The sequence below is a fragment of the Arthrobacter gandavensis genome (genome assembly GCF_039528575.1).
GTDB lineage: Bacteria > Actinomycetota > Actinomycetes > Actinomycetales > Micrococcaceae > Arthrobacter_B > Arthrobacter_B citreus_B.
Window position 1 is genome coordinate 900,810 of record NZ_BAAALV010000002.1, and the last position, 20,652, is coordinate 921,461.

General features: G+C 66.4%; 19 protein-coding genes. 12 read left to right on the forward strand and 7 right to left on the reverse strand.

Features of this window, described 5'->3' with window-relative positions; all coding sequences use genetic code 11:
• Positions 1-27: 27 nt before the first annotated feature.
• Positions 28-477 carry an Lrp/AsnC family transcriptional regulator gene (locus ABFX29_RS07480; RefSeq protein WP_152226246.1) on the reverse strand — a complete coding sequence of 150 codons (450 nt, stop codon included), beginning with the start codon at positions 475-477 and terminating at the stop codon, positions 28-30.
• A gap of 209 nt (positions 478-686) precedes the next feature.
• On the opposite strand from ABFX29_RS07480, the gene pdhA reads away from it, so the two are divergent.
• Genes pdhA through ABFX29_RS07505 form a run of 5 tightly spaced genes read left to right on the forward strand, consistent with a single transcriptional unit; the run spans position 687 to position 6,429 of the window.
• Positions 687-1,835, forward strand: a complete 1,149-nt coding sequence (pdhA, locus tag ABFX29_RS07485) for a pyruvate dehydrogenase (acetyl-transferring) E1 component subunit alpha (protein WP_152226249.1) — start codon at positions 687-689, stop codon at positions 1,833-1,835.
• Positions 1,836-1,847: 12 nt separating this feature from the next.
• On the forward strand, positions 1,848-2,897 hold the full coding sequence (locus ABFX29_RS07490) for an alpha-ketoacid dehydrogenase subunit beta (protein WP_152226251.1): 1,050 nt from the start codon (positions 1,848-1,850) through the stop codon (positions 2,895-2,897).
• Positions 2,897-4,318 (forward strand): dihydrolipoamide acetyltransferase family protein, encoded by a 1,422-nt coding sequence (locus ABFX29_RS07495; protein WP_152226253.1) that lies wholly within the window; start codon positions 2,897-2,899, stop codon positions 4,316-4,318. Before ABFX29_RS07490 ends, ABFX29_RS07495 begins: the two co-directional genes overlap by 1 nt.
• 51 nt (positions 4,319-4,369) lie before the next feature.
• Entirely contained in the window at positions 4,370-5,221 is an 852-nt protein-coding gene (locus tag ABFX29_RS07500) for an MBL fold metallo-hydrolase (protein ID WP_152226255.1), read from the forward strand.
• Complete coding sequence (locus tag ABFX29_RS07505) at positions 5,200-6,429, forward strand: MFS transporter (RefSeq protein WP_170287740.1); 1,230 nt, start codon at positions 5,200-5,202, stop codon at positions 6,427-6,429. The genes ABFX29_RS07500 and ABFX29_RS07505 overlap by 22 nt, the downstream gene beginning before the upstream one ends.
• Here the strand turns inward: ABFX29_RS07505 and ABFX29_RS07510 are convergent.
• Positions 6,426-7,325: a phosphatase PAP2 family protein gene (locus tag ABFX29_RS07510; protein WP_152226259.1), complete on the reverse strand. Its 900-nt coding sequence runs from the start codon at positions 7,323-7,325 to the stop codon at positions 6,426-6,428. The two genes, ABFX29_RS07505 and ABFX29_RS07510, sit on opposite strands and share 4 nt — an antisense overlap.
• A gap of 175 nt (positions 7,326-7,500) precedes the next feature.
• On the opposite strand from ABFX29_RS07510, the gene ABFX29_RS07515 reads away from it, so the two are divergent.
• The 4 genes from ABFX29_RS07515 to ABFX29_RS07530 all read left to right on the forward strand — a co-directional run bounded on the left by ABFX29_RS07515 (position 7,501) and on the right by ABFX29_RS07530 (position 11,860).
• Complete coding sequence (locus ABFX29_RS07515) at positions 7,501-8,502, forward strand: o-succinylbenzoate synthase (protein WP_152226261.1); 1,002 nt, start codon at positions 7,501-7,503, stop codon at positions 8,500-8,502.
• Positions 8,503-8,600: 98 nt separating this feature from the next.
• Positions 8,601-10,313, forward strand: a complete 1,713-nt coding sequence (gene menD / locus ABFX29_RS07520; protein WP_152226263.1) for a 2-succinyl-5-enolpyruvyl-6-hydroxy-3-cyclohexene-1-carboxylic-acid synthase — start codon at positions 8,601-8,603, stop codon at positions 10,311-10,313.
• Between the two features lie 216 nt (positions 10,314-10,529).
• Entirely contained in the window at positions 10,530-11,036 is a 507-nt protein-coding gene (locus ABFX29_RS07525) for an RNA polymerase sigma factor (RefSeq protein ID WP_152226265.1), read from the forward strand.
• A gap of 23 nt (positions 11,037-11,059) precedes the next feature.
• Entirely contained in the window at positions 11,060-11,860 is an 801-nt protein-coding gene (locus ABFX29_RS07530; RefSeq protein WP_152226267.1) for a hypothetical protein, read from the forward strand.
• A gap of 670 nt (positions 11,861-12,530) precedes the next feature.
• Here ABFX29_RS07530 and ABFX29_RS07535 read toward each other — a convergent pair.
• From ABFX29_RS07535 to ABFX29_RS07555, 5 genes are all read right to left on the reverse strand, one after another.
• Entirely contained in the window at positions 12,531-13,292 is a 762-nt protein-coding gene (locus tag ABFX29_RS07535; RefSeq protein WP_275124621.1) for an amino acid ABC transporter ATP-binding protein, read from the reverse strand.
• A gap of 6 nt (positions 13,293-13,298) precedes the next feature.
• Complete coding sequence (locus ABFX29_RS07540; RefSeq protein WP_152226269.1) at positions 13,299-14,084, reverse strand: amino acid ABC transporter permease; 786 nt, start codon at positions 14,082-14,084, stop codon at positions 13,299-13,301.
• A gap of 72 nt (positions 14,085-14,156) precedes the next feature.
• On the reverse strand, positions 14,157-14,939 hold the full coding sequence (locus tag ABFX29_RS07545; RefSeq protein WP_152226271.1) for a basic amino acid ABC transporter substrate-binding protein: 783 nt from the start codon (positions 14,937-14,939) through the stop codon (positions 14,157-14,159).
• Between the two features lie 186 nt (positions 14,940-15,125).
• Positions 15,126-15,911 carry a basic amino acid ABC transporter substrate-binding protein gene (locus ABFX29_RS07550; protein WP_152226274.1) on the reverse strand — a complete coding sequence of 262 codons (786 nt, stop codon included), beginning with the start codon at positions 15,909-15,911 and terminating at the stop codon, positions 15,126-15,128.
• 100 nt (positions 15,912-16,011) lie between these two features.
• On the reverse strand, positions 16,012-17,334 hold the full coding sequence (locus ABFX29_RS07555; protein ID WP_152227278.1) for an isochorismate synthase: 1,323 nt from the start codon (positions 17,332-17,334) through the stop codon (positions 16,012-16,014).
• Positions 17,335-17,474: 140 nt separating this feature from the next.
• On the opposite strand from ABFX29_RS07555, the gene ABFX29_RS07560 reads away from it, so the two are divergent.
• From ABFX29_RS07560 to ABFX29_RS07570, 3 genes are all read left to right on the forward strand, one after another.
• Positions 17,475-18,209: a demethylmenaquinone methyltransferase gene (locus ABFX29_RS07560; RefSeq protein WP_152226276.1), complete on the forward strand. Its 735-nt coding sequence runs from the start codon at positions 17,475-17,477 to the stop codon at positions 18,207-18,209.
• A complete protein-coding gene (locus tag ABFX29_RS07565; protein WP_152226278.1) occupies positions 18,206-19,543 on the forward strand; it encodes a geranylgeranyl reductase family protein in 1,338 nt (445 codons plus the stop codon). The genes ABFX29_RS07560 and ABFX29_RS07565 overlap by 4 nt, the downstream gene beginning before the upstream one ends.
• Positions 19,544-19,630: 87 nt before the next feature.
• On the forward strand, positions 19,631-20,641 hold the full coding sequence (locus ABFX29_RS07570) for a polyprenyl synthetase family protein (RefSeq protein WP_152227280.1): 1,011 nt from the start codon (positions 19,631-19,633) through the stop codon (positions 20,639-20,641).
• Positions 20,642-20,652 lie beyond the last annotated feature (11 nt).

Genomic DNA, 20,652 nt, shown 5'->3' on the forward strand with positions numbered 1-20,652 from the left:
ACGGGCAGTTTCTGTCATCTCGGTGGGCTAACGGACGTCGAGGTCCTCGAAGACCAGGAATGTCTGTGTATCCAGGACCCCCGGAGCGGACTGCAGCTGGTCGAAGATCACCTGCCGCAGGTGCAGGTTGTCCTCTGCCCGGACCAGCAGGATCACGTCGAAAGACCCGCCCACCAAGGCCACGTGGTGCACCTCCGGGATCTTGCGCAGCACTTCCTTCAGCTCCCGCCAGGACTGCTGCCGCACCTTGAGGGTGACGTACGCGCTGGAGCGCAGGCCGGCCTTGACCGGGTCCACCAGTGCCGTGAACCGGGTCAGGACACCGGACCCGGTCAGTTTGGAGATGCGCGAGTAGGCGTGCGCCCGGGAGATGTGGACCGCTTCCGCGACGGCGCTGACCGAAGCGCGGCCGTCCTTCGTGAGCTCTGCAAGGATCCGCTTGTCGATCTCATCCAGTGCCGCCTGCGTCTGGGCCATAGTGTCTACGTCCTTCAAAGTAATCCAGCTCACTTTTGCAACTTGTCCATCACAATACGCAGAGGGATACAAAAAATCTAGGATTTCCGCCTGAGCTAGATGCGAATCGTCAGCTTCCGCATACTGGGCTTACAGAAATTCCATCCACGCTGGAGGAACCGGGACGCCCGGGACGCCTTCGGCATCCGCCGCGGCAGACGGAGATTCAAATGACAATTCCCACCGGCAACACACGCGCCGGGTCCGCGGAGGGCACGCGGCCGGAGGACAATGAGGACCGCACCGCGACCATGCTGCCCTCCGCCGAGCCCGTCCAGCTGATCGACGCTGACGGTACCCACCGGCACAGCGAAAAGTACCCGCTGCCCGACGGCGACGCGCTGAAGGCCGCCTTCGAAGGCCTGGTTGCCGGACGGCGCATCAACGACCAGGCCAATGCACTTGTTCGCCAGGGCCGCCTGGCGGTCTACCCCTCCTCCCACGGGCAGGAAGCGTGCCAGGTTGCCGCTGCCGCGGTACTCGCCGACGGCGACTGGCTGTTCCCGACCTACCGCGACACCGTCGCCGTCGTCCACCGCGGCGTTGACCCGCTGCAGGTCCTGACCCTGCTCAAGGGCGACTGGCACGCAGGCTATGACCCGTACGAGCACAACGTGGCACCGCAGGCGACTCCGCTTGCCACCCAGCTGCTGCACGCCGTCGGCGTGGCCCACGCCGCCAAGCTGCGCGGGGAGAACACCGTGGTGCTGGCCATGTGCGGCGACGGCGCCACCAGCGAAGGCGACTTCCACGAGGCCCTGAACTTCGCCGCCGTGTTCCACGTACCGGTGGTCTTCTTTGTGCAGAACAACGAATACGCCATCTCCGTGCCGCTGAAGAACCAGAGCGTTGCCCCCTCCCTGGCGCACAAGGCCATCGGCTACGGCATGCCCGGCGAGCGGGTGGACGGCAACGACGCCGCGGCCCTGCTGGCCGTACTCGGTGCCGCCGTCGAGCGTGCCCGCGAAGGCGGCGGCCCCGCACTGGTGGAAGCACACACCTACCGCATGCAGGCCCACACGAACGCCGACGACGCCACCCGCTACCGCTCAGACGACGACGTCGCCAAGTGGGTTCCGCGGGACCCGCTGACCCGGCTGCGCACCTACCTCACCGGCCTGGGGATGCTGGACGAGGACGCCGAGGAAGCCATGACGGCGGCGGCCGAGACCGTGGCTGCCCGGATCCGTGAAGGCCTGAACACGGACATCGTGCCCGAGCCCATGGACCTCTTCAACTTCGTCTATGACAGCCGCACCCCGCAGCTCGCCGAGCAGGCAGCACTGCTCGCTGACGAGCTCTCCCGGGCACAGGACTAACAGGAGCCACCAATGACAGTCACAGCACAGGCGCCTGCGCCCGAAGATACCCGCGTCAGCCTGACTTTCGCGAAGGCACTGAACACCGCCCTGGCGGACGAAATGGCCGCGGATTCCGCCGTGGTGATGTTCGGCGAGGACGTCGGCCCGCTCGGCGGCGTCTTCCGCATCACCGACGGCCTGACCGCACGCTTCGGTGAAGAACGCTGCTTCGATACCCCGCTGGCCGAGTCCGGGATCATGGGCATGGCCGTTGGCATGGCCATGAACGGGATCCGTCCGGTCGTCGAAATGCAGTTCGACGCCTTCGCATACCCCGCCTTCGAGCAGGTGGTCAGCCACGTCGCCAAGATGTCCAACCGCACCCGGGGCAAGGTCAAACTGCCCCTGGTGATCCGGATTCCTTACGCCGGCGGGATTGGGGGAGTGGAGCACCACTGCGACTCCTCCGAGTCCTACTACGCCCACACCCCGGGCTTGACCGTCCTGGCTCCGGCCACGGTCGCGGACGCCTACACCATGCTCCGCGAAGCCATCCGGTTCCCGGACCCGGTGGTCTTCCTGGAACCCAAGAAGCTCTACTGGACCAAGGAAGACGTTGACCTGGCCGCCCTGCGTGCGCCTTTCGAGGACGGCGCCCCGGCCGCAGACCCTGCGGTCGGTAAGGCAGTGGTTGCCCGCGAAGGAACCGACGCGACGCTGGTCGCCTACGGGCCTTCTGTTTCCACGGCGCTGTCCGCCGCGGAAGCCGCCGCCGCCGAAGGCCGCAGCCTGGAAGTCATCGATATCCGCAGCATCGTCCCCTTCGATGACGAAACCGTGTGCGCCTCGGTCCGGAAGACCGGCCGCGCCGTCGTCATTTCCGAAGCTCCCGGGTTTGCCTCCGTGGCCTCGGAAATCGTGGCCCGCATCCAGGAACGCTGCTTCCACTCACTCGCAGCGCCCGTGCTGCGGGTAACAGGCTTCGACATCCCGTATCCGGCCCCGAAGCTGGAGCACTTCTTCCTGCCCGGCGTGGACCGGATCCTGGACGCCGTCGATGAACTGCAGTGGGAGGACTAATGAGCGTGCGTACTTTCCTGCTCCCGGACCTGGGCGAAGGCCTGACCGACGCGGAACTGGTGAACTGGCTCGTTGCCGAGGGCGACACCATTGCGGTGGACCAGCCCGTTGCCGAGGTGGAGACCGCCAAGTCACTGGTGGAGGTCCCCTCACCGTTCGCGGGCGTGGTGCAGACACTGCACGGCGCCGCGGGGGAGAGCATCGACGTCGGCAAGCCGCTGATCTCGGTACGCACGACGGCGGACGCCCCGGCCCCGGGCGAAACCTCGCCGAGTGCCCCCGGTGACCCGGATCCTGCCGGTGAGGCCTACCGGCAGGAGGAACGGGCCGGTTCCGGCAACGTGCTGATCGGTTACGGGACTCCCGATCAGACCAGCCACGGCACTAACCGCCGCACCCGCGCCCCGCGCCGCGCTTCGGCTGTGCAGGCCGTCCCCGCAGCTCCGGCTCCTGCAGCCGTTGCAATCGCTGACCCGGCTCCGGCAGCAGCCGCAACCCTCGAGGCTCCGCGCTGCATCAATCCGCTGGTGCGCCGCCTGGCCCGCGAGTCCGGAATCGCCCTGCGCACCGTGGACGGCACCGGCCCGGACGGCCTGATCCTGCGCCGCGACGTCGAACTGGCCATCAGCGGCGGCTCGCCAGACACAGCGGTAGCACCTGTCCCTGCGTCGCCGGCTGCTCCTGCAGCGGGCGATACGGACCCCCGATCGGGCCTGGGCGTCGCTTCCCGCACCCCGGTCAAGGGACTGCGCCGCACCGTGGCTGCGAATCTCAGTGCCAGCCGCAGTGAAATCCCGGAAGCCACCGTTTGGGTGGACGTGGATGCCACCGCGCTGCTGGAGCTGCGTGCCGACCTCAAGCGCCGGGACCCGGAAAACACCCCGGGCCTGATGGCGTTCCTGGCCCGGTTCACCCTGGCCGGACTGCGCAGGTTCCCGGAGCTGAACACCCGTTACGTCGCGGGAACCGGCCCGGATGCCGAGCTGGTTGCCTTCGACGGCGTGAACCTGGGCTTCGCCGCGCAGACGGACCGCGGACTGATGGTCCCCTCCATCCGGCATGCGGAAAAACTGAGCGCCCGGGAACTGGACGCGGAGATCCGGCGGCTCACGGCGTCGGCCCGGTCCGGCGCCGCCACCCCGGCGGAGCTGACCAGCGGCACTTTCACGCTGAACAACTACGGTGTCTTCGGCGTCGACGGCAGCGCCGCCATCATCAACTACCCCGAGTCAGCGATCCTCGGCATCGGCCGGATCATTGACAAGCCGTGGGTCGTGGACGGCCAGGTCGCCGTCCGCAAGATGACCGAGCTGACCCTGGTCTTCGACCACCGGGTATGCGACGGCGGCACGGCAGGCGGGTTCCTTCGTTACGTCGCGGATGCAATAGAGAACCCGGGCAGCGTCCTGGCTGACCTGTAACCGCCGGCACACGGTAGGTTGGTTAGCGCAGATACCTGAAGGACGGATGCCATGACCCAGACCCACCCGCAGACCCCCGATGACTGGCTGGAGCTGGCGCCGCACACTTATGTGCGGTCGAGCCCGGGCTGGGGCATGAATTCCGGCCTGATTATTGGCCGGGAACGGGCGCTGCTGGTGGATACCGGGGCTGGTCCTGCCCAGGCGAAGGCGCTGTTGGACGGCATCCGCAAGCTGACTGATCTGCCGGTCATCGCCGTAAACACACACGCGCACTTCGACCACTACTTCGGCAACGCCTACCTGATGGACAACGGCGTCGAGGAGATCTGGGCAACCAGCGACTGTGCACGGACGATCGCCGCCTCGGGTGAGGACCAGCGTTCCTCCGTTGCCGCCGTCGAGCCGGACATGGCCGCCGGAACCGGGCCGGGAACCGCCATCGCGGCGCCGCAGAAGCTCGTCGACGGCGCGCCGGTGGACCTGGACCTGGGCGGCATTTCCGTGACGCTTTTCCACCTGGGCCGCGGGCACACCGACCACGACCTGCTGGTCGGTGCCGGGGATGTGCTCTTCGCCGGCGACCTCGTGGAGCAGGGCGCGGATCCGAACTTCGGGGACTCCTACCCCAAGGAGTGGATCCGCACGCTGGGGAAGATCGTTGCCCTGGAAGACCTGTACAGCACGGTGGTGCCCGGACACGGCAAACCGGTGGACATGGACTTCGTGACCACCCAAATGAACAAGATGCGCACTGCCGTCGCCGTTACGCGCAGTGCCATGGACCAGGCCTCGACGGACATGACCAAGGCCATCCCCATCCTTCCTTACGGCCCTGAGCAGTCCCGGGCGCTGCTGACCCGGCTGCGGACACTGGCACGCTGGAAGTGGCTGAAGCAATAGATACCTTCAGCCTGCGGAGCATCGCCGTCCCTGCCTTCGGGCCCACCGTGCTGTACGGGGCGGCGATCGGGGCGATCCTGCCGGTAGTTGCGCTCACCGCTCGTGACCTCGGCGCCACCGTGGCCCTGGCGGCTGCGATCGTCACGCTGACCGGCATCGGTTCCCTGCTCACCAACGTCCCCGCCACGCTCGTCACCACCCGTTTCGGAGAGAAGTGGGCCCTGGTCGGCGCCGCAGCGTGGTGTTCGCTGGCCATGGTGCTTGCTGCCTCCGTGCCGGTGCTCTGGGTGTTTGCCCTGGCCGTTTTTATGGTTGGCATGGCCGGTGCCGTCTTCGGACTCGCCCGCCAAAGCTACGTGACTGAGGCAGTGCCGGTGCACTTTCGGGCACGGGCTCTTTCCACCCTGGGCGGCTCCAACCGCATAGGTGTGTTCGTAGGTCCGTTTGCCGCAGCCGGGGTGATGTCCTTTGCGGGGACGTCCGGTGCCTATTGGGTGGGCGCGGCGGCCGCACTCGCCGCCGGACTGCTGAGCCTCACCGTCCCGGACCTGAGTGTCCGCGGGCCCGGAACCAGGAAGCCGGATGAGCAGCTGGAGGAAGCGGTGGAGGCCGCGGCTCCTCCTACGATCGGCTCCATCCTGCGCAGCCATTCCCGGGTGTTCGGCACGGTGGGCATCGGGGTGCTGCTCATCGCGGCTGTCCGGGCCACCCGGCAGGCGGTGATCCCGCTCTGGGCCCAGCACCTGGGTATAGACCCCGCGCAGACGGCGTTGATCTACGGCATCTCAGCCGGTATTGACATGCTCGTTTTCTACCCCGCAGGACGCGTCATGGACCTGCGCGGCCGCCGGGCGGTGGCCGTGCCGTGCATGCTGCTGATGGCTGCGGGGCTGGGACTGCTGCCGCTGACCTCGACACCGCTGCAGCTGCTGCTGGCCGCGCTGCTGATCGGCTTTGGCAACGGAATCGGCTCCGGAATCGTGATGACGCTGGGCGCGGATTTCTCCCCGCAGCCGGGGCGCCCGCAGTTCCTGGGGCTGTGGCGGCTGCTCTCTGACATTGGAATCCTCAGCGGCCCGGGACTGCTGGCGGCCGTGACGGCGGCGGTATCACTCTCCGCCGGGATAGCGGCGACTGCGCTGATGGGGCTGGCCGGGGCCGTGGTGCTGTGGAAGTACGTGCCCAAGGGCCGCCGAACCGGGCCCTAGCGGTCGCCGGCCTGCTGCGTGAACAGCCAGGACCCAAGTGCTGACAGCACGTAACCAACTCCGACGATCAGCGAGAGCCCGCACCAGAAGTACAGCGGACGGTCATCGAGGCCCGCCACTCCGCCGCCCCAGCGGGCATAGGCGTAAAGCACTGCCGAGAGAGCCAGGGCCAGCAGGCCTGCCGCGGCGGTGAGCCCGGTCCAGAGCCGCCCGCCCGCACCGCGGCTGCCGGCGGGCAGCGTGTTCCAGTCCCGGTTGGTGCGCATCATGACCAGTCCACCCACCAGGGTGCACGCCGAGACCACAAAGAAGGCCGCGACGACGTCGGCGGGTCTGTGCCAGAGATTGAAGAAGGTCGCCGATCCGGCGAGCACCGCGTAGGTGCCTCCGAGCGCTGCGGCGGCAGGCCGCCAGCGTGGTGATGACACCAGGAACACCGCGGCCATGGCGGAGGCCGCCATGGTGGTGTGGCCGGAGGGCAGGGAATTGAACGCCAATGTGATGACGCCGCGGTCCGGCCGGTCCAGCAGGAGGTTTTTCAGCAGCTGCGTGGCCAGGTTCGCCCCGGCCATGGTGGCGACGGCAACGACGGCAGGGGAGAAGCGCCTGCGGTACAGGCTCACCGCAATGATTACCGCCAGGGCAATGAACACTGAAGCCAGCGGCAGGCTGTCCAGGAACCGGAGCGCGGGAAGACGGGTTCCCGGTGCCACGAGCTCCGCCTCCCGCCAGGCCGATTCATCGGCCAGCTGGCCGGTGGTGGTCCGGACAAAGCCAAAATACGTCACGGCCGCCCCGGCAGCCGCCAGCAGCGCCGCGAAAAGGAAGAGTGCGGGGTTGTGCCCGGCCTGGCGCCGGACCGGCTGCCGCTTGTTCAGGAGATTGCGCGTATCCATCCCTTCCAGCGTGCCATACCTCGGTGCAGGTTTCCTGTGAGCAGGGCGGCTGCGGGCTGTGTTCCGTGCCGCTCTGTGGCGAACCGCGTCCATGCACCGCCGAGGCGGCAGCCGGCGCCGGGCCAAACACGTTCAGTCCCGCCGCCGCGGCAGCCCGGCGCGGTAGGCTGGCCGGGTGGAAAACACGATCCCGTCCCTGTCCGATCTGCAGGAAAACGCCCATGTAGTCACCCTGCCAATGCGGGTGAAGTTCCGCGGCATCCTGCACCGCGAAGCCCTGGTTTTCCGCGGTCCGGCCGGCTGGGGCGAGTTCTCGCCCTTCCCCGAATACGGTGACCAGGAAGCAGCCGCCTGGCTGGCAGCGGGGATCGAGGCCGCCTGGGAGGGCTATCCGGAACCCGTGCGCAGCTCGGTGCCCGTCAACGGGACCGTTCCTGCCGTGGGCGTGGAACAGGTCGAAAAGGTCCTGGCCCGGTTCGGCGAGGTCCCCGCGGTCAAGGTCAAGGTGGCAGAGCGCGGGCAGAGCGTCGCAGAGGACCTGGCCCGTGTGGCGGAGGTGCGCCGGCTGCTGCCGGACGCCGGGATCCGCGTCGACGCGAACGGCGGCTGGGACGTTGCCACCGCCGTCGGCGCCCTGGAAACGCTGGCCGAAGCCGGCCTCGAATATGCCGAGCAGCCAGTCCCTGATATTCCCGGGCTGCGGGCAGTGCGGCTTGAACTGGCCCGCCGCGGGATTCCGGTGCTGGTGGCCGCGGATGAAAGTGTCCGGAAGGAAACTGATCCGCTGCTGGTGGCCCGCGAGGACGCCGCAGACCTGATCATAGTGAAGGCTGCCCCTCTCGGCGGAGTGCGCCGTGCCCTCAAAGTTGTGGCGGCCGCCGGGCTTCCCGCCGTCGTCAGCTCCGCACTGGACACCTCAGTGGGTATCCGCACCGGGGTGGCGCTGGCCGCCTCGCTGCCGGAACTGCCCTACGCCTGCGGTCTGGGAACCCTGTCGCTGATGGAAGGCGACGTCACCGCTGAGCCGCTGGTGCCCGACGGCGGTGCGCTGCCGGTGCGCGATGTGCCGGTCTCCTTGGAACTGCTGGAGCGCTGTGCCGCAGGCCCGGAGCGCCGGCAGTGGTGGCTGGACCGGCTGGAGCGGGTGCACGCACAGCTGGCGTCCAGGACTCCCTGACGGCGAACCGCGCACAACGCCAGCCGAAGTGTGCCGGGAGTGCCCCGAATGCGTCGAAACAGGCGGGGTGGGGCAGCTGGAAGTGACACTATGGAGACGTGACCGGATCCTCCTTATCGTCCAGCCCGTCCGCCTCCGGGCCCGCCGAAGGCAGTGCCCTCAGTTCCCTGCAGGCGGCACGGTCGGCCATCGCGGCCTTGGCCCGCACCGGGGTGCGGGATGTTGTCCTCGCTCCCGGATCCCGCAGCGCACCCCTCGCGTATGCCCTGGCTGAAGCCCAGTCCCAGGGCCTGGTCCATGTGCACGTCCGCATCGACGAGCGGGTTGCGGGTTTCACCGCCCTGGGACTGGCCCGCGGCGGCGCGCGCCCGGCTGCAGTGGTGACCACGTCCGGAACCGCTGTTGGCGAGCTGGTTCCCGCCGTCATGGAAGCGCACCACGCCGGTGTCCCACTCGTGGTCCTCTCCGCTGACCGCCCGGCGGAACTTCACGGAACCGGAGCTAACCAGACCACGGTCCAGGACGGCATCTTCGGCCGGTTCCCGGCAGCCGCAGCGGACGTCGAAGCCGGCATGGACCCCGCCGGCCCCATTGCCGCTGCCTTCGCGAGGGTCGGCGGAGCCGCACCCGCGGGGCCGGTCCACATCAACCTGCAATTCCGTGATCCGCTTACTCCGACGGAGGCGGACGTGCTCGAGCCCGCAGGGCAGGGTCCCTTTGAGTCGCTGCAGGCGGCCGCAGCCGATGAACCCCCCGGGGCGCTTGCGGAACTGGGCGGGACACACCGCACGGTGGTCATCGCCGGCGATGGTGCGGGGGAGACGGCGGCCATCTTTGCGCGCCGTGCCGGCCTGCCGCTTCTGGCCGAACCTTCCTCCAACGCACGCTTCGGTCCCAATTCAATTACTGCGTACCGGCTGCTCCTGCAGGATCTGGGACCGGAGATAGAACGGGTGGTCGTCTTCGGGCGGCCAACGCTCTCCCGCCCGGTGTCCGCACTGCTGGCCAGGCCCGAGGTGGAAAAGGCACTCTACGTGCCCAGGCCGGTGAACTGGTTTACACCCGGCAAACGTCCCGAGAGGATCGTCTCGGACCTGGCCTCCCTGCTCGCCTTCGCCGGGCGGGGAGCTCCCGGGTGGCTCGAAGAATGGCAGCGGGCCTCGAACGCTGCCGCTGCCGCCATCCGGGACCTGCTGGCCGGGGAGAAGCAGCTGAGCGGTCTCCATGTCGCTGGCCTGGTGTGGGATAACTCCGACGCCAACCTCGTGCTTGGCTCCTCCAACGCTATCCGCGACGTTGACCTGGTGGCCGCCGGGAACTGGCATCCGCTGGATGTCTACGCCAACCGCGGACTGGCCGGAATCGACGGAACCATCTCCACGGCGTCGGGCATTGCCCTGGCCCACGGTATCCCCACCCGCCTGCTGCTCGGTGACCTCACCTTCCTGCACGACGCCGGCGGCCTCCTCCTTGGCGACGGCGAGGCGGAGCCTGATCTGCAGCTGGTGGTGCTGAACGACGCCGGCGGCGGTATCTTCACCACGCTGGAGCACGGTGAACTGGGTGAACGTGAGGAGTACCGCGACGTCGTCGAACGTTTCTTCGGCACCCCGCACCGGGCCGACCTGGCCGCCCTGGCGGCGGGCTACGGAGTGCGGCACCAACTGGCCCGGACCGCGGAAGAACTCGCGGCCGCGCTGGAGGCGCCCATCCGGGGACGTTCGGTCATTGAGGTCCCGGTGCAGCGCTCCGGGCTCCGCTCCCTGCACCGGCGTGTGCGGGAAGGGGTTCGGGGAGCGGTGGCGGGATAGAGACCCTCTACTCGAAGGCTAAGCCGGTCGCACGAATAGCGGCTATAGCTGAGATACCCGGCACGCTCATTGGAGGAGTTTGCCGGGTATCGCTGTTTTCCCGGGGCCACCGGTACAGATAGTTAAACTTCTTCTCCGGCTGTGTAAGAAACGCCGATTCCCGCGAAACTAAGTGGTTAGAACATCACATCGCACTAGCCGGGGGACAGAACAAGGATGTTGGCTTCCAGAGAGCAGGAGCTGATTGCTCTTCACGCTGAGCACTTCAGCCGCATCTACAAGTACATCGCGTGCCGGATCAACGACCGCGAACGGGCCGAGGAACTGGCCAATGACGTGTTGCGGATCGTGTGGGAAAAACAACCGACCGAGCCACCCGGCGTCGGATGGCTGATAGCTACAGCCAGGAATGTGCTGGGCAATGAGTACAAAGGCCGGAGTCGTCGCGAACAACTCATGGAGCGTCTGGCTGAAGAAGCCCGAGTCCAGGCCGTCATCACCAACGATGATGAGCAGCAGGACAGCGTTGCGGAGATCCTTTCCCGGCTCAAGGACCGAGATCGGGAAATCCTGATGCTCTCCTACTGGGATGAGCTCACCACCGCAGAACTGGCTGAAAGCCTTGGATGCACACCATCGGCGGCCGGGGTCAGGCTCCACCGCGCCCGTAAAGCCTTCGCGAAAGCCGCGCCACAACACCTCATGACAGAACGGGAAGTCTAACCATGGACCGCATCGAACAACTCATGAAAAATGCCAAACCGTCCATCCCCGACCCCGGTACCACCCCCGGTGTCCTGCCGGGCAGGTCTTATGTCTTCTCGGATGATCCCAACGCTGTGTCCCTCGCCGACCGCAAATCCCGACGGACCGGCTGGACGGCCACAGCGGGTGTGGCACTCGCCGCTGCCGCCGTCGTCGGTGCAGTTGTCGTAGCAGGCAACTTTGTCCCGCAATCGGCACCGGCACCGGCCACTACCGTCACGGCCTCGCCAACGGTTACCCCTTCCGCGACGGCCAGCCCCACACCGACAACCACCCCAACGGAAACCCCGGTAGGGGGCCCTCATCCAACCCCGGAGACCACGGAAATCGCTCCGCCCCCGGCACCGCAAACCGTAGGCCCAGCTGCGGGCGAATGCACTCCGGCCAATATCGACATCCAGCGTTACGACCCAGCCGGGGCAATACTCAAGCCCATCCCCGCCGAGCAGCAGCAGTACTACACCGTCCTTGGCTGCGCCGAAGGCTGGCTCGCCTACGCCATCGCGACCGAGGGCGGCAGCGTCATTGGTCTGGACGGCGGCGACGTCTTCTACAACCTGGCCACACTCCAAAGCGACGGCCGGTACTTGACCGACTTTGAACAGTTGTGGACCAGCGTCCATAACTGGGAATTCCTCCAATATAGCGTCCAGGACGGGAGATGGGCCACCGTGCAAGATGCCATGGACAATGAATTCGCCACCAACGGCATACCAGTACGGTTGAGGGAACAACTCGTCGGCACCGGACCCTCAGCTCCAAGTGGAACCGGCACCCCCTGAACGCTCACTTAAGCCTGAACCCGCCCAAAGCCGCCGTATATTTGGTCGCCGTTGGGGTCGGATCGGTACTGACCCGTAGCTTGCAGAAGGCCCAAAACGGTAGGCATGCACGTCGCACCGGTCACTGCTGAGACGGCCTGAATCCGCCGATCCCCATACGAGGCAACTCAGTCCGGAAAGTTACTGCGGATCCGTCCGCGTTTCGTCATCAGGGTTGCCTGGCGGAGGTGGCGGAGGTGGCGGAGGTGGCGGATTGCGGACCATATGCGCACCAAGATTCGCCATGTAACCGACGAGAATAAATCCCGGAATGCCCAGAACCAAAGCTGCGTACTCGGTTGGTACGAGGAGTCGCAGCACGAGGAATACAGTCAGGCAGATTACGAACAAGAGAAGGATCTTGCTCGGCGCTTTCCAATTCTTCATTCCTGGAGTCCCCTTCGTAAAGCAGCTAACTGTTACTTTTCAGTAGTGAGTCAGCTATACCCCCTTCGCAAAGCCCAAGCGAGCGTACCCGGGGTGAGGTGATCGGCCTTGCGCGTTAGGGGATCCTTGAGCGCACATCCAGGACTGGGCACGGATGAAAAGCGCCGATACTTATGACCGAAAATGAAAGCAGCTGCGGCCTGCACCGGTGAAGGTGCAGGCCACAGCCGTTTTTGGAGAAAAGCTAGAGAACCTTGGAGAGGAAGGAACGCGTCCGTTCGTGCTGCGGGTTGCCCAGCACGGCTTCCGGCGCTCCCTGTTCAACCACGACGCCGCCGTCCATGAACACCACCCGGTCGCCAACCTCGCGGGCGAAGCCCATCTCGTGGGTCACCACCATCATGGTCATGCCCTCCTGGGCCAGCTGGCGCATGACCTCCAGGACGTCACCGACCAGTTCCGGGTCCAGGGCGGAAGTCGGCTCGTCGAAGAGCATCATGTCCGGGTCCATGGACAGGGCGCGGGCAATAGCCACGCGCTGCTGCTGGCCGCCGGAGAGCTGGGCAGGGAACGCCTTGGCGCGGTCGGCCAGGCCCACCTTCGCCAGGTTCTTCATCGCGGTTTCCTCAGCCTCAGCCTTGCCGCGCTTCTTGGCCCGGCGCTGGGCCAGGGTCAGGTTCTGCAGCACGTTCAGGTGCGGGAAGAGGTTGAACTGCTGGAATACCATGCCGATCCGGGTCCGGACGGCGTCCAGGTCCGTCTCCGGATCCGTGATGTCGGTGCCCTCAACCCGGATGGTTCCCGAGGTGGGTTCCTCCAGGCGGTTCACGCAGCGCAGCAGGGTGGACTTGCCTGAACCGGACGGGCCGATCACGCAGACGACTTCGCCCTGGTTGACGTGGAAGTCGATGCCCTTGAGAACTTCGTTGTCGCCAAAGGACTTGTGCAGGTTCCGGACTTCAATGGCGGGGGTGTTCGGGGACGGAGTGAAGGCAGCAGTGCTCACGCTGGGTTACCGGCCTCTCTGGTTGTGGCGTTCGAGTTTGGCGACCAGCTGCGTCAGCGGCAGGGTAATGATCAGGTACATGATCGCAGCCAGGACCAGCGGAGTTGAGTTGGCGTTCTGCGAGACCGCATCCCGCGCGAAGGTGGTCAGCTCCCGGTCCTGCATCGCCATGCCGGCAATGAACAGCAGCGAAGTGTCCTTGATCAGGATGACCAGCTCATTGGTCAGCGGCGGGGTAATGATGCGGAAGGCCTGGGGCAGGGTCACGGAGACCATGGTCCACGCCGGACCCATGCCCAGCGAACGTGCTGCTTCGGTCTGGCCTGCGGGTACGGCCTGGATACCTGCACGGATGGTTTCGGCGATGTAGGCGCCGGACACCATGATCAGGGCGATCAGGCCGGCTCCCGCGTTGCCGCCCGGCGGGCGCCAGGAGAACGCGATCGGGACGGCAAAGGCCATCGCGAAGATCACCAGCAGGGCGGGCAGGCCGCGGAAGATCTCGATGTACACGGTTGCCGCCCACCGGTAGGGGCCCACCGGGGAGAGCTTCATCAGGGCTAGGATCAGGCCCAGGATCAGGCCGCCGATGAACGCGATGACCGTGTAGACGACCGTGTTCTTGACGGCGACCGTGATGATGGTCGGGAAGGCCGCTCGGGCCACCTCCGGGTCGAAGAAGTTCACGCCGATGGCCTGCCAGTCAGCGAGCAGGACTACGGCAACGACTGCCAGGACGAAGACGGCGTACAGGATGCCCCGGGTGAGGCGTCTGCGGGTGGACGGTTTCAAGTAAAGGCCTTCCGCGGAAGTTAGGGCCGTCCCGGGCGGGATGTGCCTGGGACGGCCGTGGGTCAGTCGATGTTATTCGGTGAAGTACTTGTCGTAGATTTCCTGGTACTTGCCGTTGTCGCGCAGAGCGGCCAGTTGTTCGTTGACGCCGGATACGAGTTCCTCGCTGGCGTTCTTCGCCATGGCGAAACCGTAGGATTCATCCGTCTCGAACTTCGCTGCGATGGTGAAGGCACCCTCCTGGGTGTGTCCCAGGTTCACCGGAAGATCCTGCAGCACGGCGTCGACGTTCCCGGCCTGCAGGGCGGGGAACAGCTCGGCGTCCGAAGGGTAGGAGATGATCTCGGCGTCGGCAGCGTTGTCCCGTGCGTAGGCCTCGCCCGTGGTGCCCTGCTGGACCCCAACCTTCTTGCCGGCGAGGTCCTCGATGCCCGTGATGTCCGAGCCTTCGGGAACCAGGATGGACTGCAGCGAATCGTAATAGGGATCGGAGAACGTGAGGTTCTTCTGGCGTTCCTCGGTAATGGTCATGGCGCTGGCGCCCAGGTCGCACTGTCCGGCGGCCAGGACGGTGCCGCCCTGCAGGCCGTCAAAACCGACGTCCTGGATGGAGGCCTCCAGGCCCATGCCGGATGCGATTTCCTTGACGAGGTCCATGTCAAAGCCCACGTACTCGCCGTTTTCTTCGTATTCGAAGGGCGGGTAGGGAATGTCGGAGCAGACGGTGAGTTTCCCTTCGGAAACCAGGTTCATTCCCGAATCAGACGCGCTGTCGCTGCCGCCGCCGCAGGCGGAGAGGGCAAGCGCGGACAGTGCCGCAGCGGCCAGGACGGAGGATCGTGCTTTGTACGGCATGTATTGGTACCTTCTCTTGGTGCCGGGCAGGACCGCCGGCGGTCCCGAACAATGTTGGTAAGCAGTCTCGATTGTACGCATCCATCCGGTTCGGGGTGCCGCAGCTCACAGCGCGGGGCGTGCCCTGCACAGCAGACGGCGCTGGCCTGTGAACAAGGCCGGCGCCGTCATGCAGCAGCAGATGGGTTATTCGGTGAAGTACTTGTCGTAGATTTCCTGGTACTTTCCGTTGCTGCGCAGTTCTGCCAACTCTGCGTTGACAGCAGCCACCAGATCTTCGCTTCCGGTCTTCTTCATGGCGAAGCCGTACACTTCATCCGTTTCGTACGTGGCGGAGATGGTGAAGGCGCCGCCGTCCGTGTGGTCCAGGTTGACCGGCAGGTCCTGGAGGACGGCGTCGATGTTCCCCGCCTGCAGTGCCGGGAACAGCTCGGCGTCGGACTGGTAGGAGACGATTTCGGCGTCGCCGGCGTTCTCCCGGGCATAGGTCTCTCCGGTGGTGCCCTGCTGCACGCCGACCTTCTTGCCCGCCAGGTCCTCGAGGGACTTCACGGAGGAGCCCTCGGGAACCAGCAGCGACTGAAGGGAGTCGTAGTACGGGTCGGAGAAAGCGAGCTTGTCTTCGCGCTCCGGGGTAATGGTCACTGCGGCGGCGATCAGGTCGCACTGGCCGGCCGCCAGGACGGTGCCGCTCTGCAGCCCGTCGAAGCCCACGTTCTGCAGTTCCCAGTCCAGGCCCATCCCGGCAGCGATCTCGCGTGAGAGATCCATGTCGAACCCGGCGTATTCCCCGTTGTCATCCACGTATTCGAAGGGCTGGAACGGCAGGTTGGAGCAGACAGTCAGCGTGCCGTCATTGACCAGTCCCAGGCCGGACTCATCAGCTGAATCGGACCCCGAGCCGCAGGCTGCGAGGCTGAGGGCACCGACGGCCAGGACAGCGGCGACGGCTTTGCGTGCTTTGTGGTGCATGGGTTTAGAACCTTAGGTCGGAACGGAGCGCCAGGCTCCGGTTGGGGGCAGGAAAAAGGCGGCAGAAAGCCGCTCTCCGGGAATAAATTGTACGCGCCGCTCAGGAAGCCTGGCCGGAGAGCACCCGGGCACGGTCCAGTCCCAGGGCTTCAAGCATGGGACGGAACTTGGACCAGGTCTCCTCCAGCTCTGCGGCCGGATTGGAGCCTGAGACAATCCCGCAGCCTGCGAACAGGCGGACAGCCTGCGGGTCTTCGATCACGGCACCGCGCAGGGCGATGCCCCATTCCCCGTTGCCGGCGGCGTCGAACCAGCCCACCGGGCCGGCGTACGGACCGCGGTCCATGTGTTCAAGTTCACTGATCAGTTCCCCGGCAACACTGGTGGGATAGCCGCAGACGGCGGCGGTGGGGTGAAGCGCTTCGACCAGGTCCAGGGAGGTGGGCACCGCGCCGTCTTCCATCCGGAGTTCGGCGGTCACGTCCGAGGCGAGGTGCCATACGTTAGGCAGCTCCAGCACAAACGGTTCGCTGTGCGAGGTCATGGAGGAGGTGAAGGGCTCCAGCTGCCGGGTCACTGAGTCGATGGCGATCGCGTGTTCGTGCTGCTGCTTCTGTGAGCCCGCCAGCACGCGCTTGGCGTAGTCCGGATCATCCAGCGGTGCGGTGGCGCGGTCCAGGGTGCCGGCAAGGACGCGGGCGCGGGCCTTGCCGTCCTCCACCTTGATCAGCATTTCGGGGGTGGATCCGATGAGCCCGTCCACGGAGTAGGTCCAGCAGCTCTCGTAACGCAGCGCCAGTTCCCGCAGGACCTGCGCCGTGGCAATGGGAGCTGACAGGCTGGCAACGATGTCGCGGGCCAGCACGATCTTGCTCAGTTCCCCGGCTGCAATGTGAGCCACGGATCGGGCGACGGCGTTCTTCCACTCGGACTCGGACAGCATGCCCGGAAGGATGCTGTCGCTGCCCAGGGAGAGCGAATCCGCGGAGATTTCCTCCAGGTAGCCGGCCAGGGCAGCCGCCACGGACTCACGGTCCAGGACTGCGTCCGGATCGAGCGTGGTCTGCGTGACCCAGGCGGTGCCGTTTCGGGAACCGACGATGATTTCCGGTACCACTACGCGGGAAAGGAAAGGGGAGCGCTTGGAGAAGGCAAAGGACCCGAAAGCCGTGAGGCCGGTTCCCGGTACCTGGACCTCGTCCTCGACGGCGGCCTCCGCGCTGACTGCGTTCCACCAGGTGCGGGCGGAGCCGAAGCGGTCCGGGCCGGTGGAGGTGTGGCGCAGGACCTCGCCGAATCCAACCAGGCCTTCGCCGTGGCGGATCCAGCACAGCTGGTCATTGCGGACCAGATACTCCAGCAGACCGATGGCGGCCGACGGCACGCCCAGGGGAATGGTTAGGGAACGCAGGGTGGTCATAATGCCTCCAACCCTACTCCGCCTCCCTGATACCCCCACATTCATGCGCCCCGGCCGAGTCCGGGAACACACGGGTGTGTGGGCAAATGCAAACCGGAAGCAGCCGGTTCGGCGGCGTGAACATTGTTTGAGACAATGAGCGGGTGAAGCGCGCAACTTTGGAAAAACGCCCGGATGAAGTCGCTGCCATGTTCGATGAGGTGGCCCCCAAGTACGACATCGTCAACGATGTGCTGTCCATGGGCCAGACCCGCCGCTGGCGCCGCCTGGTGGTGGACGCCGTCGGCGCCCGCCCCGGATCCCGTGTCCTTGACCTCGCAGCCGGTACCGGCACTTCCAGCGAGCCCTACGCCGACGCCGGCGTTTCCGTCGTGGCCTGCGACTTCTCCCTTGGAATGCTCAAGGTGGGCAAGCGCCGCCGCCCGGACATCGACTTCGTGGCCGGCGATGCGACCAACCTGCCGTTCGAGGACAACTCCTTCGACGCCACCACCATTTCCTTCGGCCTGCGCAACGTGAACGAGCCCAAGAAGGCCCTGGCTGAGATGCTCCGCGTGACCAAGCCGGGCGGAAAGCTGGTCATTGCCGAGTTCTCCTCGCCGGTAGTTCCGCTGTGGCGGACCATGTACACCGAATACCTGATGCGCGCCCTGCCTCCGATCGCCCGCAAGGTGGCGTCCAACCCGGACGCCTACGTCTACCTCGCAGAGTCCATCCGCGCCTGGCCGAACCAGGACGAACTGGCGGCCTGGATCGCCGCCGAGGGCTGGGACGACGTCGCCTACCGTAACCTTTCGGGCGGAATCGTTGCCATCCACCGTGCTGTTAAGCCGGCAACGAAGCCGGCAACTAAGCCTGCGGAGGCAGCCGGAGCGTGAGCGTCCTCATCGTCGGCGCCGGCCCGGCCGGCTCCACCGCCGCCTATTACCTGGCCTCGGCCGGGATCGATGTGACGGTCCTGGAGAAGACTGCTTTCCCGCGGGAAAAGGTCTGCGGCGACGGCCTGACACCGCGTGCCGTCCGGGAAATCCAGCTGCTGGGCCTGCCGCACAAGGAAGCCGACGGCTGGCGGCGGAACAAGGGCCTGCGCCTGATCGCTTCCGGGCGCACCATCGAGCTGGCCTGGCCGGATCTGGAGGACTTCCCCTCCTACGGACTGGTCCGCACCCGCCTTGGCTTTGACGAGGAACTGGCGCAGCATGCCCGCGCGGCCGGGGCCCGCATCCTTGAACGCCACAGTGTCACCGAAGCCATCCGGGACGATTCCGGCCGGGTCTGCGGCGTCGTCGCGAATGTCCTTGATGAAAACGGCCGGAAGACGGGCGAAGTACGCAGCTTTACTGCCGACGTCGTCCTGGCGGCGGACGGTAACTCCACCCGCACCGCGCTGAGCCTGGGGCTTGAAAAGCGTGATGACCGTCCGCTCGGCGTTGCCGTTCGCACCTACTTCACCTCACCGCGTACCAATGATGATTGGATGGAGGGCTGGCTGGAGCTGCCCGACGCAGCGGGCAACCCGCTGCCGGGCTACGGCTGGGTCTTCGGCGTCGGCGACGGGACCTCCAACGTGGGCCTGGGCATCCTGAACTCCTCGAAGGAGTTCGGCAGGCTGGATTACCGCCAGGTGCTGCGGGACTGGACCGCCGGAATGCCCGAAGAATGGGGCTTCACTCCCGGAAACCAGGTGGGGGAGATCCGCGGAGCGGCCCTGCCCATGGGATTCAACCGGACCCCGCACTATTCCCCCGGATTGATGCTGCTCGGCGACGCCGGCGGTATGGTCAGCCCGTTCAACGGTGAAGGCATTTCCTACGCCATGGAGTCCGCACGCTTCGCTGCGGATTACATTGTTTCCGCCGAACAGGCCCGGCGGACCCCGGGTGTGCTCTCACCGCAGGCAGCGTACGACGCCGCACTGGCAGGTTACGCCGAGCGGGTCCGGTCCGAATGGGGCAGCCATTTCACCCTGGGCCGCGTTTTCGCAGGCCTGATCGGTAAACCCGCCGTGATGAAGCTGGCGCTTCGCACCGGCATGCCGATCCCCGTCCTCATGCGTTTTGTGGTGCGGATGCTGGCCAACCTCACGGACGCCTCGCCGCGGCGGATCGAGGATAGAGTGATTGCGTTGATGGAAATGCTCGTTCCTGCCGCCTCCAACCAGGACGGCGCGCCCCGGCCCGTACCGGGCGCGGGCAGCAATGCCAGAGTTTGACCCTGCCAACCCGTCCCCACGAGAAGTTAGCCTTGAAAAGTGACTGAATCCACCAATGCCAGCCCGGATGCCCTCGGGGACGCCGAGATGGCGCTGCCTCCCGGGTTCACCCCCCTCGCGGAAGATCCCGTCCTGGGCCCTGCCATCGTGTCCGGCCTGGAAAAGGTTGAGGAAGAACTGCGCGAGGCGATCGCCAACTCCGACCCGTTCGCGGACGCCACCTCCCGGCACCTGATGGAAGCCGGCGGCAAGCGTGTCCGCCCGCTGCTGGTGCTGCTGGCCTCCCACCTCGGCCCCAACCCGGGCAACGAGCAGGTGCGCATGGCCGCCGTCGTGGTTGAACTGACGCACCTTGCCACGCTCTACCACGACGACGTAATGGACTCCGCGCCCGTGCGCCGGGGCGCTCCCACCGCACACGAGGTCTGGGGCAACTCCGTAGCCGTGCTGACCGGCGACCTGATCTTCGCCCGGGCTTCCTCGCTGGTCTCGCTCCTGGGAGCCCAGGCGCTTGGCATCCAGGCGCGCACCTTTGAACGCCTGGTCATGGGCCAGCTGCACGAAACCATGGGACCGGCCGACGGCGAAGATCCCCTGGCGCACTACCTCTCCGTCATCGCAGGGAAGACCGGATCCCTGATCGCGGCATCGGGCCAGCTCGGTGCACTGTTTGGCGGAGCCGACCCGCAGACCGTGGAAATCATGGTGGATTACGGGGAGAAGGTCGGCGTCGCCTTCCAGCTCGCCGATGACGTGATTGACGTGGCCGGCCTGCAGGACAAGTCCGGGAAGACCCCCGGAACGGACCTGCGGGAGGGCGTACCCACCCTGCCGGTGCTGCTGCTGCGCCGCAACGCTGCCGCCGGAGACGCCGAAGCTGCCGCCGTGCTGGAACTGGTGGACTCAGACCTGACATCTGACGAGGCACTGGCCGCTGCCGTCGCGGCCGTCCGGGGCAACCGTGCCACCGCCGAAGCCTGGGAAGTTGCCCGCCAGTGGGCGGCCGACGCCGTCGCGGCGCTGGCACCGATGCCGGACTCCGTCATCAAGTCCTCGCTCGCAGCCTTCGCCGAAGCCGTCGTGGAGCGCGAAGCCTAGCCACCTGTTCC

Bases quoted from the DNA above. Each gene is read 5' to 3' on its own strand.
- pdhA (WP_152226249.1), top strand. From the start codon at position 687: ATGACAATTCCCACCGGCAACACACGCGCCGGGTCCGCGGAGGGCACG.
- ABFX29_RS07510 (WP_152226259.1), bottom strand. From the start codon at position 7,325: ATGGATACGCGCAATCTCCTGAACAAGCGGCAGCCGGTCCGGCGCCAG.
- ABFX29_RS07495 (WP_152226253.1), top strand. From the start codon at position 2,897: ATGAGCGTGCGTACTTTCCTGCTCCCGGACCTGGGCGAAGGCCTGACC.
- ABFX29_RS07500 (WP_152226255.1), top strand. From the start codon at position 4,370: ATGACCCAGACCCACCCGCAGACCCCCGATGACTGGCTGGAGCTGGCG.
- ABFX29_RS07490 (WP_152226251.1), top strand. From the start codon at position 1,848: ATGACAGTCACAGCACAGGCGCCTGCGCCCGAAGATACCCGCGTCAGC.
- ABFX29_RS07530 (WP_152226267.1), top strand. From the start codon at position 11,060: ATGAAAAATGCCAAACCGTCCATCCCCGACCCCGGTACCACCCCCGGT.
- ABFX29_RS07550 (WP_152226274.1), bottom strand. From the start codon at position 15,911: ATGCACCACAAAGCACGCAAAGCCGTCGCCGCTGTCCTGGCCGTCGGT.
- ABFX29_RS07545 (WP_152226271.1), bottom strand. From the start codon at position 14,939: ATGCCGTACAAAGCACGATCCTCCGTCCTGGCCGCTGCGGCACTGTCC.
- ABFX29_RS07525 (WP_152226265.1), top strand. From the start codon at position 10,530: ATGTTGGCTTCCAGAGAGCAGGAGCTGATTGCTCTTCACGCTGAGCAC.
- ABFX29_RS07480 (WP_152226246.1), bottom strand. From the start codon at position 477: ATGGCCCAGACGCAGGCGGCACTGGATGAGATCGACAAGCGGATCCTT.
- ABFX29_RS07570 (WP_152227280.1), top strand. From the start codon at position 19,631: ATGGCGCTGCCTCCCGGGTTCACCCCCCTCGCGGAAGATCCCGTCCTG.